Source organism: Cellvibrio sp. ATLC23 (assembly GCF_057196725.1).
This window is the reverse complement of record NZ_JBXUOS010000006.1, coordinates 156,526-169,491: the sequence shown is the minus strand read 5'-3', so window position 1 is coordinate 169,491 and position 12,966 is coordinate 156,526. Positions and strand designations below refer to the sequence as shown.

The 12,966-nt window shown below is 49.6% G+C and carries 12 protein-coding genes and 1 pseudogene; 4 read left to right on the top strand and 9 right to left on the bottom strand.

Features of this window, described 5'->3' with window-relative positions:
• Nucleotides 1-31: 31 nt before the first annotated feature.
• Nucleotides 32-454: an NUDIX hydrolase gene (locus AC2CG4_RS11685; RefSeq protein ID WP_484486422.1), complete on the top strand. Its 423-nt coding sequence runs from the start codon at nt 32-34 to the stop codon at nt 452-454.
• Here the strand turns inward: AC2CG4_RS11685 and dinB are convergent.
• The gene (dinB, locus tag AC2CG4_RS11680) at nt 391-1,542 is read right to left on the bottom strand and encodes a DNA polymerase IV (RefSeq protein ID WP_484486421.1); all 1,152 of its coding nucleotides are present in this window, start codon (nt 1,540-1,542) and stop codon (nt 391-393) included. The two genes, AC2CG4_RS11685 and dinB, sit on opposite strands and share 64 nt — an antisense overlap.
• A 211-nt stretch (nt 1,543-1,753) precedes the next feature.
• Between dinB and AC2CG4_RS11675 the strand changes: the two genes are divergently transcribed.
• Nucleotides 1,754-3,307, top strand: coding sequence for an alpha-N-arabinofuranosidase (locus tag AC2CG4_RS11675; RefSeq protein WP_484486420.1), 1,554 nt, complete (start codon nt 1,754-1,756; stop codon nt 3,305-3,307).
• Nucleotides 3,308-3,358: 51 nt separating this feature from the next.
• Here the strand turns inward: AC2CG4_RS11675 and AC2CG4_RS11670 are convergent, their stop codons facing one another.
• The 8 genes and pseudogenes from AC2CG4_RS11670 to AC2CG4_RS11635 all read right to left on the bottom strand — a co-directional run bounded on the left by AC2CG4_RS11670 (nt 3,359) and on the right by AC2CG4_RS11635 (nt 11,750).
• On the bottom strand, nt 3,359-4,054 hold the full coding sequence (locus AC2CG4_RS11670) for a P-loop NTPase family protein (protein ID WP_484486419.1): 696 nt from the start codon (nt 4,052-4,054) through the stop codon (nt 3,359-3,361).
• A 140-nt stretch (nt 4,055-4,194) separates the two neighbouring features.
• A complete protein-coding gene (locus tag AC2CG4_RS11665) occupies nt 4,195-6,222 on the bottom strand; it encodes a TonB-dependent receptor plug domain-containing protein (RefSeq protein WP_484486418.1) in 2,028 nt (675 codons plus the stop codon).
• A 219-nt stretch (nt 6,223-6,441) separates the two neighbouring features.
• Entirely contained in the window at nt 6,442-7,353 is a 912-nt protein-coding gene (cysK, locus tag AC2CG4_RS11660) for a cysteine synthase A (RefSeq protein WP_484486417.1), read from the bottom strand.
• A gap of 132 nt (nt 7,354-7,485) precedes the next feature.
• Entirely contained in the window at nt 7,486-8,490 is a 1,005-nt protein-coding gene (locus AC2CG4_RS11655) for a choice-of-anchor A family protein (protein WP_484486416.1), read from the bottom strand.
• Between the two features lie 192 nt (nt 8,491-8,682).
• Entirely contained in the window at nt 8,683-9,792 is a 1,110-nt protein-coding gene (locus AC2CG4_RS11650; RefSeq protein WP_484486415.1) for an ABC transporter permease, read from the bottom strand.
• 28 nt (nt 9,793-9,820) lie between these two features.
• Entirely contained in the window at nt 9,821-10,150 is a 330-nt protein-coding gene (locus AC2CG4_RS11645; RefSeq protein WP_484486520.1) for an ATP-binding protein DrrA1-3 family domain-containing protein, read from the bottom strand.
• Between the two features lie 51 nt (nt 10,151-10,201).
• Nucleotides 10,202-10,741: pseudogene (locus AC2CG4_RS11640) on the bottom strand (ABC transporter ATP-binding protein); the annotation flags it as partial.
• Nucleotides 10,742-10,790: 49 nt separating this feature from the next.
• Nucleotides 10,791-11,750 (bottom strand): HlyD family secretion protein, encoded by a 960-nt coding sequence (locus tag AC2CG4_RS11635; protein ID WP_484486414.1) that lies wholly within the window; start codon nt 11,748-11,750, stop codon nt 10,791-10,793.
• A 197-nt stretch (nt 11,751-11,947) separates the two neighbouring features.
• Between AC2CG4_RS11635 and AC2CG4_RS11630 the strand changes: the two genes are divergently transcribed.
• The gene (locus AC2CG4_RS11630) at nt 11,948-12,361 is read left to right on the top strand and encodes a DUF350 domain-containing protein (protein ID WP_062066587.1); all 414 of its coding nucleotides are present in this window, start codon (nt 11,948-11,950) and stop codon (nt 12,359-12,361) included.
• A 20-nt stretch (nt 12,362-12,381) separates the two neighbouring features.
• Nucleotides 12,382-12,963 carry a DUF1190 domain-containing protein gene (locus tag AC2CG4_RS11625; RefSeq protein ID WP_484486413.1) on the top strand — a complete coding sequence of 194 codons (582 nt, stop codon included), beginning with the start codon at nt 12,382-12,384 and terminating at the stop codon, nt 12,961-12,963.
• Nucleotides 12,964-12,966 lie beyond the last annotated feature (3 nt).

The window sequence follows — 12,966 nt, the reverse complement described above, 5'->3', positions numbered from 1 at the left end:
CGTAGCAAAATAAGTAGGCGAGGCGAATGAAATGAGTGATGCATTTACCGGCTGTAAGCTCGCCTATTTATTTAACGGGCAATTGCTCGTTTATAAACGCGATGACTTTCCATATATTCCTTTCCCTAACTTGTGGGATTTTCCCGGTGGGGGACGAGAGGGAAGTGAATCGCCTGAGGCGTGCGTGCTCCGTGAATTACAGGAGGAATTCGGAATTTCGCTAGTCGAATCACGCTTGTTGTTTAAGAAAAAAGTCCCCGATTATTTAAATACCGGATATTCATTTTTCTTTGTTGCCGAAGGCCAACAGGCTGAAATTGATGCAATTGTATTTGGTAGTGAAGGCCAGTGTTGGCAGTTGATGGGAATTGACGAGTATCTGGCTCACCCTCAGGCCATTCCACTATTAAAGACTAGACTATTAGGTTTTCTGAATACATCATTCAGCTCGTAGCAGGATTTTTCTGCGGCATAGGTATTGTTGTTATTAAATAGTTCCAATTGAAAAAAACCATTCTTCTCCCGCAAATCAATAAACCTCACTCCTACACCGATCAACCGCACAGACAAGTTTTTTCGCTGGTAAGCTTCTGCACATAAACTTTGTAATTCTATTAACGACACCGCACTGGCGCTGCGCTCGATAGTAGTGATGCTGAAATCTGCAAATTTAAGTTTTACAAAAAGTTTTACTACTTTGTAGTCATCATCTACGCGGCGCAAGCGTATTGCTAATTGTTGGCTTAGTGGCGGCAGCTCGTGCAGGCAGTTTTCCAGACTGGGTAGATCTTGCGAGAAGGTGTTTTCCACGCTCAAGGATTTGCGGCGTCGGTCTACTGTGAGTTCCCGTTCATCAATGCCGCGGCTCAGCTTGTAAAGCCTTGAACCCATTTGGCCGTAGCGCTGCGATAAGTCAAAGATCGAAAACTTTTGCAGATCACTACAGGTGAAAATATTCGCTTCTGCCAGTTTGTTCGCCATCGCCTTGCCGACGCCATAAATTTTTTTTACGGGCAATTGCGCAACAAATGCGGAAACCTGATTGGGCGGAATAACAAATTGCCCATTGGGTTTATGCCAGTCGCTAGCGATCTTAGCGAGGAACTTATTGGGTGCGATACCGGCAGACACAGTAATACCGATTTCATCTTTAATGCGTTGGCGGATTTCCTGTGCAATGAATGTTGCGCTACCGCGATGAATTTTTGCATCGCTCACATCTAAAAAAGCTTCATCCAATGAGAGCTGCTCGATCAGTTCGGTGTATTCGTAAAAAATAGCGCGCATCTTATCCGATGCTTCGCGATAGGCTTCCATGCGATGCGGCAATATCAGTAGATCCGGGCACAGACGTTTTGCTGTGCTGGAGGGCATAGCCGAGTGCACGCCGTAGCGTCGTGCCTCGTAATTGCACGTTGATATAACTCCGCGCCGATCGCTACTGCCGCCCACTGCAATCGGGCGATTGACGAGGCTGGGATCGTCGCGCATCTCAACTGCAGCGAAAAAACAATCTGCATCACAGTGGATAATTTTACGCATAGAGGTTGGTGATTGGTGGTTGATACTGTATTTAAACACAGTATTGCGTAAATCGCAGCAGTGTCCTGATTAATTCAATCACTGAGCTGACAGAGGTTGTCAGCTCGCTAGTTAAATAAGGTTAACTTGTATGACAATATGATCTAGCATGGGCTAGTATTAGATTTTCACCGATCAATCACTACTCCATAACAACAAATAGGAGACATCCATGCGAGTCATCAAGCCGCTTATTGCCGCCCTTGGCCTAAGCATTAGTTTCACGGCCTTGGCCGACACCCAGATCAGTGTTGATACCACCAAGCCTGGTCCCGTCATCAATAAAAATATCTATGGCCAATTTGCCGAGCATTTGGGGCGCGGTATTTACGAAGGTATTTGGGTTGGCCCCAAGTCCAAGATCCCCAATACCAAAGGTTGGCGCAATGATGTAGTCGGCGCGCTGAAAGAATTGCAAGTGCCGCTGGTGCGTTGGCCGGGTGGCTGTTTTGCCGATGAATATCACTGGCGCGAAGGCATCGGTCCGCGTGGTAAGCGCCCAGCGCGAGTGAACACCAACTGGGGCGGCGTGATCGAAGATAACGCAGTAGGAACCCACGAATTTTTTGACTTGGTGGAAATGCTTGGCGCAGAGGCCTATGTAAACGGCAATTTGGGCACAGGTACCCCGCAGGAGATGGCGGAGTGGTTGGAGTACATGACCTCGGATAGCAAATCTACCTTGGCAGAATTGCGCCGCAAAAATGGCCGCGATAAACCGTTCCGCGTGCATTATTTTGCGATTGGTAATGAAGCCTGGGGCTGCGGTGGCAATATGACCCCCGAGTTTTACACCCATCTCTACAAGCAGTACGCCAGCTTTCTCAAGACACCAAAAGATAACACACCGGTATTGATAGCCAGCGGTGGCCATACTGAAGACACCGAATGGGCGGAGCATCTCACTGCCAACGTAAAACCCAATTGGAGTTTGCGAATGGATGCGGTGAGCTTTCACTACTACACCTTGCCTACCGGTGATTGGTCAGTAAAAGGCGCTGCACTGAAATTCCCTGAAGCTGAGTGGATGTCTACTATGGTCAATACGTTGAAAATGGATGAGTTCATTATCAACAACAAAAAAGTAATGGATAAAAACGATCCCGAGAAAAAAGTCGGCTTCTATGTCGATGAATGGGGCACATGGTACGACGTAACGGGCGATGATGATCCCGGCTTCCTCTATCAACAAAACAGTTTGCGTGATGCAGTTGTTGCTGGTTTAAATTTGAATATTTTCCACAAACACGCCGACCGCGTGCACATGAGTATTATTGCGCAAATGGTTAACGTACTTCAGGCGATGATCTTGACGGAAAAAGACAAAATGGTTCTGACGCCGACCTATCACGTATTTAAAATGTATGTACCGTTTCAAGATGCTACATCGCTACCGCTGGAACTAAACAATGTTCCGCAATACACACTGGGCGATGCATCAATTCCTGCGATCAGTGCGACCGCTGCACGCGCCAAAGATGGAAAAATTTATCTGGCGCTGGTAAATGCCAACCCTCACAAAGCGGAAACGGTGGATGTTAATTTAGCCGGGGTACAAATTACGGGTGTTAGCGGGCAAGTATTAACGGCATCAGCGATGGATGCACACAATACCTTTTCTGCCCCCGAGACTATTAAGCCTGCTCCATTTAGTGCAAAAGCAATCAATGGCAAGCTGGCGCTGGAGATTCCAGCTAAAGCAGTGGTAGTGGTTGCGGTAGAGTAGTTATTGTTGGAATACCACTTAATAAAAGGGCGCGATCAATCGCGCCCTTTTTTATGCTGGTTCTTGTTCCAACTTATCAAACTGCAAATAATTATTTTTCAGCCACACACGCACACGTGAACGCTCAATAATATTCATCACGTCGGTATTGTTGGCGGCGGCCCAAAAGCTGGTATTGGCGAAGTCGATACGCGCGGCTAATTGTGGTTGCAGTTTTGCCAAGGTAATAAAAATCGCATCGCGCTCTTTGGCTTTTTGGTAAGTGGTTGATTGCTCAAAATGTTCAAAGCATTCGCCGCGCCCCAAATTATTCACCACCACAAATGTAATAAAATCCTGCGGGTAGCGATTTAATAAACCGTTTAACAAGTTGACCGAATCTGCACCGTCATCCATAACATGCCATAAGTAGACTTGGCTACCCAACTCTTGAAACAGCACGAGGGCATCGCTTTCGTCGATCCATTTTCCGAGGCGGGTTGAGGTTTGTGCGGCTAAATCAATGATTAAATCGCTCTCGGGATTTTCTTGCGCAAGAATAACCAATTGATCGAGGCTGTCGTAATCGTCAATGATTAACGGATGGGCAAACTCGCTGTAAAAGCGCGAAAAAGTGCCGTGGGATTGGTCCGAGTCTAATCCAATAAATGGCTTGCCGGCATCGATTAAATACTGTGCCAGCAAACGTGAGGTCATGGATTTTCCCACCCCACCTTTTTCGCCGCCGATAAAATGGATATTGCTCATGGTTAATTCCTTAAAAATAATGGGGACATGGTGGGACTCTAGCATATATGCGATGACATTTCTGTGGCGCCCTAAAACAGCGCTTAAGCGTCTTTTTTGGGCTTTTATTCAGGGTGAGATGTTGTTGAGTGTGTGGTGAGCTAATACTGCCATTGAATGCCGAGCGCCAGCTCCCTTTCGCGATTGGGTACTGGAGATGATAACGAAGAACCTTGGGCTGGTGTATCAAACGCCGTACCCAAGACATTTTTTGCGGTTACATTGATTTCGTAATCCTTGCTGATCAGGTAGCGATATTTAATGTTCAGATTAGTATTAGGGCTAATTTCTGCGTAGGTTCCGGCGGGGGTCAAAAATTGTTTTTCGCCGTGGTATATACCGGAGAAATTAATATTCCAGTGCGGAGCGCTGTAATTTAATGTGACCGATGCAAGGTTGCTTGCTTCGTGATATTGGCCTTTCAATAAGGAAAAAATTCGGGTGAAGTTTGCATTTAATAACCAATTTTCCGAAAAGCCATATTTCAATTCCAGCTCGGCGCCGTTGGTGGTTTCACTGGTAGTATTGAGGTAGGTTCTAAGCCCGTTTTGTGAAACAGTTTCAATCGGGTTTTTATAGCGGTGCTGAAAAAAATCCACTGAGAAACTGCTATTGTCGCCGTTCAGCAACCAAATGGCATCAATCGATTTAACTACCTCGTAATTCAATTCGGCATTGCCCACTAGAACCGGATTGTTAATTAATCCTTGCTCGCTGAGTGAAGGTGCTCTATAGGCCTCACCATAAAGTAATTTTAATGTTTGGTTTGCATTTAATTGGTGAACTATGCCAAGCCGTGGGCTTATATGGCTGCCCACATTTTCATAGTCATCAAACCTTAACCCCAAGGTTAAATTAGTGTTATGAATGTTGCGCAGGTATTGGGTGTAGATACCTAACGCTTCTTGCGATAGTTTGGCACCAACCGGCGTCGTGTGGGTGAAGTCTCCGTAGTAAGCAATCGGGAATTGTTGATTGGATAATTGCAGAAGATCAAAATTATTTTTTACATACGCATCTGTTTCAATATTTTTATGCCAGTCCAAACCAAATTGCATGCTGCCCAATTCGCTTAACCATAGATCATGATCGGTATTGATGCGATAGGTAGAACCTGCCAGTTTTGCTCTTATGATGAAGCTATCATTACTCGCTGGGGAGCTGATACTGTAAAACGCTCCTGGTGGGGCGATGGGAAAAGTTATTTCTTGGGCAATATCTAAGTAGCTAATGGATATGGTCGATTTTAATTGGTCATAAACAGAAAATTGTTGCGTTAAACTCATTTGACGCAATGTTTGAGTGTATTGATTAATGTCATTGTCGATGTTGCCACCCGTATAAAAATCTTCCGAGTCGGCAGTGTGAAACGCTACGCGCAATTGGGTGTTGTGATAGCGCCAAGAACCGTCTATATCGTAAGTTTGGCGTGGGTCTTGTGTTGCGACTTGTGCTGCGGTTGACGCGTCTTCTGCTAAATAGTGTTGTCCAGAATCTTGATAAAACCGCGCGAGTAAATTTCCATCGCCCGATTCAAATGTGGTGGCCGCCGCTGCGGAAACCATGACTCTATTTTCTGAACCAACTTGCAGCGCCACACTGTTTTCTTTGCTGCGGGTGATGATATTAATAACGCCATTTAATGCGTTGGAGCCGTAGAGTGCGGAACCTGGGCCGCGCAAAATTTCTACCCGTTCGATTTGGTCTACGGGAAAGAGTGGTAGCGAGCCGTCTGCACCACCGGTGCGCGGGTCGGAAAAAACGCGGCCATCCACTAGCAGCAAAATTTCTCGCGCCTCGGAACTGTTGCGGCGCCCTCTTGAACTCATGGTATATCCCGAAGGGCTATCGGCATTGCGGTTGAATTGATAGCCTGGCACCAGGTTGATTAATTCGTAGAGGTAATCAACTCCCAAATTATCTATTTCTTTGCGTTCAAATACGGTGACTGGCGAGGGAACGGTTTTGTAGGATTCATTTTTTAATGTCGAGCCGGTAATCCGAACTTGTAATAATTCATCCAGACTCAGATCAAAATAATCGGCTGAAAAAACGGTGGGTGATAGTAATGTTAGTGGTATCACTAACAGGGTGGGTAGACGTTGTTGTATTTTTTTGCAAACCCGCATTTAACCACCTTATAAAAGCGATCATTCCATTGAGGCAAAAAGTAGATACCTGAACGTGTTATTGATTTGTATAGGGATATTTTTTAAGTGACCTAGACAGTAAACATAGCCCAATAATACGTTTTTGCAGCAATACTTAGCGGTGCGTATTACGAGGGCTGCGCAGGGGAAGGGTATTTCCCCTGCGTGGGCTTTATCTCCTGACAGTGCTAGCCCTAGTTAAAACAAATCCTCAATCGACAAATACCGCTCGCCGGTATCGTAACTAAAGATAATAACGCGGCTGCCGGAGGGCATTTCAGCTTGTTTTTGAGCAGCGGCTGCAAGTGTCGCACCGGAGGAGATACCCACAAAAATCCCCTCTTTGAGCGCACATTGACGAGCCATTTCAAATGAGTCCGCTTCGCTAACCAGAATCGTGCCGTCGAGAGTTTCTCTATCCAATACCTGCGGAATAAAACCGGCACCGATCCCCTGTAGACGGTGCAAACCTTTTTCGCCGCCGCTGATTACTGGCGATTTTTCCGGCTCTACGGCAAAGGTTTGAAAGTGAGGGTAGGCCTGTTTCAAGATCTCACTGCAGCCGCTAATGTGGCCGCCGGTGCCCACACCGGTAATCATATAATCTAGACCATCGGGAAAGTCGGCGAGGATTTCCCGCGCCGTGGTGTTGCGATGGGCTTCCACATTGGCGGGATTGTTAAATTGTTGTGGCATCCAGCTGTTGGCGTTTTCTGCGAGCAGCTCATTGGCCTTGGCTATACAGCCGCCCATGCCGAGCTCTTTTGGCGTGAGTACCAATTCTGCGCCCAGTGCTTTCATGTTTTTGCGGCGCTCGACCGACATGGATTCCGGCATGGTGAGAATCAGGCGATAGCCTTTTACCGCGCACACCAGCGCCAGGCCGATGCCGGTGTTGCCCGAGGTGGGTTCGATAATCACAGTGTCTTTATTAATGAGGCCTTTGGCCTCGGCATCTTCAATCATCGCCAGTGCGATACGGTCTTTGATGCTGCTGCCGGGGTTGAAACGCTCGACTTTCATCCAGACTTCGATGTCATCGCGAAATAAATGGTTGATGCGAACGTGGGGGGTGTTGCCAATGGTTTGTAGAATATTATCGACTTTCATATGCATCCCTATTCGGTGTGGCTTGCGACTGCAAACGTTGATAGACGGGACACAGTGTAGCGAATACTGATAATAAAAAAAGCCGCTACCAAGCAGTGGTGGTAGCGGCTTTGAGATTGTTATGGAATCAGCTTATACACGTTTGCGGCGTATGAGCACCAACGCGAGTAGTCCTGCCAAGAGCAAAAGTACGGCGGAGGGCTCAGGCACACTGACTTGTGGCGGTGTTGTGGGAGGTGGAATATCGACCGGCGGCACAAAAAAGCCGTCCCATAAATTCGCTTGTGCGCCCCAGCCACCGGTCCAGGATTTGGCAATTACCTGACCACTTAAATCGCCTTGTAGAAAAGTGAAGTTGGCGTTGGGTGCCAGAATATTGCCTTTAATTCCGCCACTGAAGGTGATGTTCTCTGCTTCAAAAAAGTTATACAAAATATGGCTGGCCGACATATCCAGTGCGGCAAAAGATTCACGCTTGCCGTAATTGAGTGAGTCGAAATTAATATTCTTGCCGCGGACGTTAATCACCAGCGTATCGTTTTTATCTAGCCCCGGTGCGGTCAGATCGGTCGCGTTAGCGAGCATTTGGCCGGTGATACTGGTGAAGTAAACATCGTTATTGGCGCTGCCATCCAGCAACAGCCAGTTGTTGTATTTAAATTCCAAGCCCCCGGTATTGGCTTGCCCAGCCAACTCTTGGGACAAAAGGTTGAACTGTTCAAACGCAGTATTGAAGTCAATCGGCTTGGCTTTGGTGGTGGTGCCTAATACGGAATTCTTGCTTGAGCCTGGGGTTAACTCGCCGCCCAAAATCAGGTTACCTTTAACGTTGCCCCAAGACCATTGTCCGGTAGTCAGGTTGCCGCCCACTACCAACACATCGGAGTATTTGCCCGGCTCGGTCCAAAACTGCAAACCATCGCGCTTGGTGCCCGGCTCATAGTTCACACCTACATCGTATTGGCCGATATTGGCGTTGCCACCCACGGCGATTTTGCCCTGGGAGTCAGCGCCCGGCTGGCTGAAGCTCTCTTTAATAAAGATGTTATAGCCAGTGGCCGGACCCAGATCGATGTTAATCGCGCTAGCTTGGGTGGAGACTATCAGCGCTAAAACCGCAGAAACGTGCTTGAGCATAAGTGCGAACCAGTTCACATAATTGATGCTGTGTAGTCTAGGTTGATTTATGTGCAATCACAAGGTAATAGATATAACAAAATTAATTTTTACTTTGAATTGTTATATCTAAAAGGTGAATTTGACGTCAAAACTGATCTGTTTAGCTATAAGCCGTATTAATTCAGACGATGTGCTGATCTTAAGGATCTGTCAGTCCAACCGCTTTTTAAACCGACTTGCCGCCGCGATGACACCGAGCACCGTAAACCCAATTAACCACCACAAATCTGGCTGTAAATCCTCCAGTGTTGCACCGCGCAGCACAATGGCGCGCACCATGCGGATAAAGTGCGTTGCCGGCAGTGCCTCGGCAATCCACTGCGCCGCTGGGGGCATGCCCTCGTAGGGGAACATAAAACCGGAGAGCAGGATAGAGGGAATCAGTAAAAACACGGTGAGCTGCATTGCCTGCAATTGGGTTTTGGCGATAGTGGATACCAACAAACCGAGGGTCAGGCTGGCGCTGATAAAAGCAAATACGCCGAGCACCAGCTGGTCGAGGCGGCCATTAATCGGCACAGCAAAAATCACATGGCCGAGGCCGAGAATAATCGCCATTTGAATTAGCCCAACAAATACATAGGGCACAATTTTGCCGATCATAATCTCGTTGGAGCGCACTGGCGTGGTAATGAGCAGTTCCAAATTGCCACGCTCTCGCTCGCGCACCAGCGCTGCCGAGGTGAACATCACCATAGTCATGGTGAGCACAATCGCCACCAGCCCCGGCACAATATTGATTGCCGAGCGCCGCTCAGGGTTAAAAAACAGCGCCACTTCAAAGGTGTTTTTGCGGCTGCTGGGCTGGGCTTCAAAACCGCTGGCGAAGGGCATTTGTTGCAGGGCGAGCAGGGCGTTGCTGACCATGGTGTCGGAGCCATCAATCAGCCATTGGGCGATGGGGCGCTGGTCTTGCAGGCGCTGGCCAAAATCCTCGGGGATGACCAAAACTGCATGCACATGGCCGCGCCGTATCGCCTCTTCGGCCAACGCCGGGGTTTGATAGGTGTGGCTAAAACGCACCACTTGGGTGGCGCCAAGGTCGCTCACCAAGGCGCGCGCGGTTTGGGTATGGCTCAAGTCCACTAGCCCCACGGGTAAATCGCGCACGTTGGTATTGATGGCAAAACCAAACAGCAACAGCTGGATCAGCGGCACCATCACCACCATGCCAAAGGTAGGGCGGTCACGGGTCAGTTGGCGCAGTTCTTTAAAGATAATCGCGCCGATGCGCTGCAAGCTCTGGCGAAAGGCATTCATTGCCGCTTTCCTTCCATTAAAAATGCATTCATTGCCGCGCTCCCTGGCCGCTGCTGGCGTGGCTGCCGGTGCAGTGCACAAAGACGTCCTCAAGGCTGGGGCGCACGGCGTGGATTTGACGGTCGTGCACCAGTTGCGGGTGCATCTCACGCAGCCAGTGCGCGGGGTCTTCGATTGATTCTTTAATCAGCACACGCAAATGGGTTCCCTGCTGTGCGGTGGAGACTACTTCTGGCAGCTCGCCTAATTGTTGTTTGAGTTGACGCAAATTCTCGCCGTCGATTTCTACCACGCGGGCGCCCAGCTCCCGCATTAGCTGTGCGGGTGCGCCGTCAGCACGTTTGACGCCGCTCTCCATAATCGCCAAACCGTGGCAGCGCTCGGCTTCGTCCATATAGTGGGTGGAAACCAAAATCGTGGTGCCACCATCGCACAGGTCGAACAGTTTTTCCCAAAAGTCGCGCCGGTTTTCCGGGTCTACCGCCGAGGTGGGTTCATCCAGAATCAATAACTCCGGTTGATGCAAAGTCGCCGCCGCGAGTGCCAAACGCTGGCGCTGGCCGCCACTGAGAGAACCGGCAAGGCGGGTTTTGCGCTCGTTGAGTTGATAGCGGCTGAGTTGGCTGTCGATCAGTTGTTTTACGCTGCGGCTTTCAAGGTTGTAGATCTGCGCCATAAAACGCAGGTTTTCCTGCACGGTTAAATCGTCGTAGAGGGAAAACTTTTGCGTCATATAACCGAGGCGACGGCGCAGTAATTCTGCCTGCGCCGGAATCTCCATGCCCAAGACACGAATGTCGCCCGCGCTCGGTGTGAGCAGGCCGGTAATCAAACGCATGCTGGTGGATTTGCCACAGCCATTGGGGCCGAGAAAACCGTAAATGGTTTTATAGGGGATGCACAAATCCAGCTGGTCGACGGCGACAAAATCGCCAAAGCGGCGGGTCATACCACGGGTTTCTATCGCCCACTGATTCTCGGTGTTGCTCATCGCTGGATCAGTCATGGGGCAGCTCAACCTGTACGGGTAAACCGCTGGGCAAGTTGGCTGCCGAGTCGGGTAGCTGCACTTCCGCCAGATACACCAAGCGAGCGCGATCGTTGGAGTTAAGTGCAAAGTAGGGCGTAAAGGCGGCGTCTTGGGAGATCCAACGCAGTTTGCCGGTTTGTGGCTGGTCGAGGCCATCCACATGCACAACCAATTCCTGCCCGGCGCTGAGATTCAGGCGATGAGTTTCCGGTACATAAATCCGCGCGTAGGGCGCTTTGTCGGCCAGCAGTGTCGCCACCGCTTCGCCGATACTGGTGCGCTCACCCAAGTGTTTAGGCAGGTGATCCAGCCGCGCAGCGCCAGTGGCGCGAATGCTCAGCTCGCCTAAATTGTACTGTTCCAATTCCAGTGCGGCTTGGGCGAGCGCCACTTGCGCTTCGGCCTGCTGCAAATCCTCCTCGCGGGTGCCGTTGGTGAGCAGTAATAAATTGTCGTGAGATTTATCCAAAGTGGCCTGCGCAGAATCGCGTTTGGCGCGGGCACTATCCAGCTCAGCGGCACCGACGAGTTTTCTGCTCACCAGCGTTTCCGAACGGGCAAAGGTTTTTTGCGCTTCAACTAACTGCGCTTCCGCGCCTTTTACCTGCGCGCGGGCGGCGGCAATATCTTCCGGCCGTGCGCCGTTTTGCAATTTAGTGAGATTGGCCTGCGCACTGGCGAGATTGGCATCGGCCTTGGCGACTAACGCTTGTTGGCGGCGATCATCGAGCTGCAGCAGCAAATCCCCCGCATGCACCTCGCTGCCTTCGCTAATCGGCAGTTGGGTGATGATCTCGGCGGCAGTTGCTTTGAGCACAATGCGGTCGCGCTCCAGCGTGCCCAAGGCGAGATTGGTAGGTTTGTCGCTGCAGCCGGTAAGTTGTGCAGCCAGCACTAGCGCGAGGCCGCAACACAGAAATAATTTCATACAAGCCCCTGAGCTTTTAATATCAGCCAACAATTTCACTTGGCGAGTGTGCCAGAAATGGTTGTTAAAAAATTGTTAAAAATCTATGTGTTATTGATGCATATCTAACAAGATAGAGCCGCTACCGGTTTTGTGTCAGAATCCGCTCCAGTTTTTAAGCTTTCATCGCTTCAATTTACTCACTAAAGGACATCTCCATGCTTGCAACTACGCTGTCATCCTTAAACGGCATTCCACCTTTTCTCGCCTATTTTGCGGTGGCGATGGTATTAGTGCTGATTTTTGTACGTATTTACACTTGGGTAACGCCGCAAGATGAGTTGGCTTTAATTAAAGCTAACAATGCTGCCGCTGCACTCGCCTTTGGTGGCGCACTGATTGGTTTTGCTTTGCCGCTCTCCAGTGCGATTACTAACTCACTGTCACTGCTCGATTGCGCGGTTTGGGGCGCGGTGGCATTGATCGTACAAGTGCTGACTTTTGTAGTGTTGCGCATCGCCATCAGACAATTGCCCGAGCGCATTAATCAAGGTGAAATCGCCACCGGTACTTTTTCGGCAGCGGCTGCAATTGCCGTTGGTTTGATTAACGCCGCGTGCATGAGTTATTAATTTTTTACAGGAAACAAAAAATGAAACGCAGTAAAAAAACCGCTTTGGTATTAATGGTTCCTGTCGCCACCCTGTTGCTTGCCGGTTGCGGTGAAGAAAGCCAACAGGCGCTGGTATTTAGCGACCCGAGTGAATGCAGCGCCGCTGGTTTAAATGACACAGCGCAATGCAATGCTGAGTTTGCCGCGGCAAAAGCCTTGCACCCACAAGTCGCGCCAAAATATTTAGATAAAGCCGAATGCGAAGTCGATTTTGGCGCAGGTAATTGTGAAACCGCGCCACAGCAGACCACCTCGGGCGGCAGCGTATTTATGCCGATGATGATGGGCTACATGATGGGGCAAATGATGAATCGCGGCGGCAGTAATTTCCAACAGCCCGCAGCAGCCGGTGCTGGCGCCGCATCAAAAGTGCCTACCCAACCGCTGTACAAATCCCGCGATGATCGCGGCACTTTCCGCACCGCCACCAACAAACCCGTCGCCGGTGGCATTGGCCCTATCACGCTCAAGCCATCGCAAGTTAAACCGCAAGTGGGGCAAGTAGTTCGCCGCGGCGGTTTTGGCCAGCAAGCGGCTGCGCGCAATAGTTTTGGTGGTTAATGA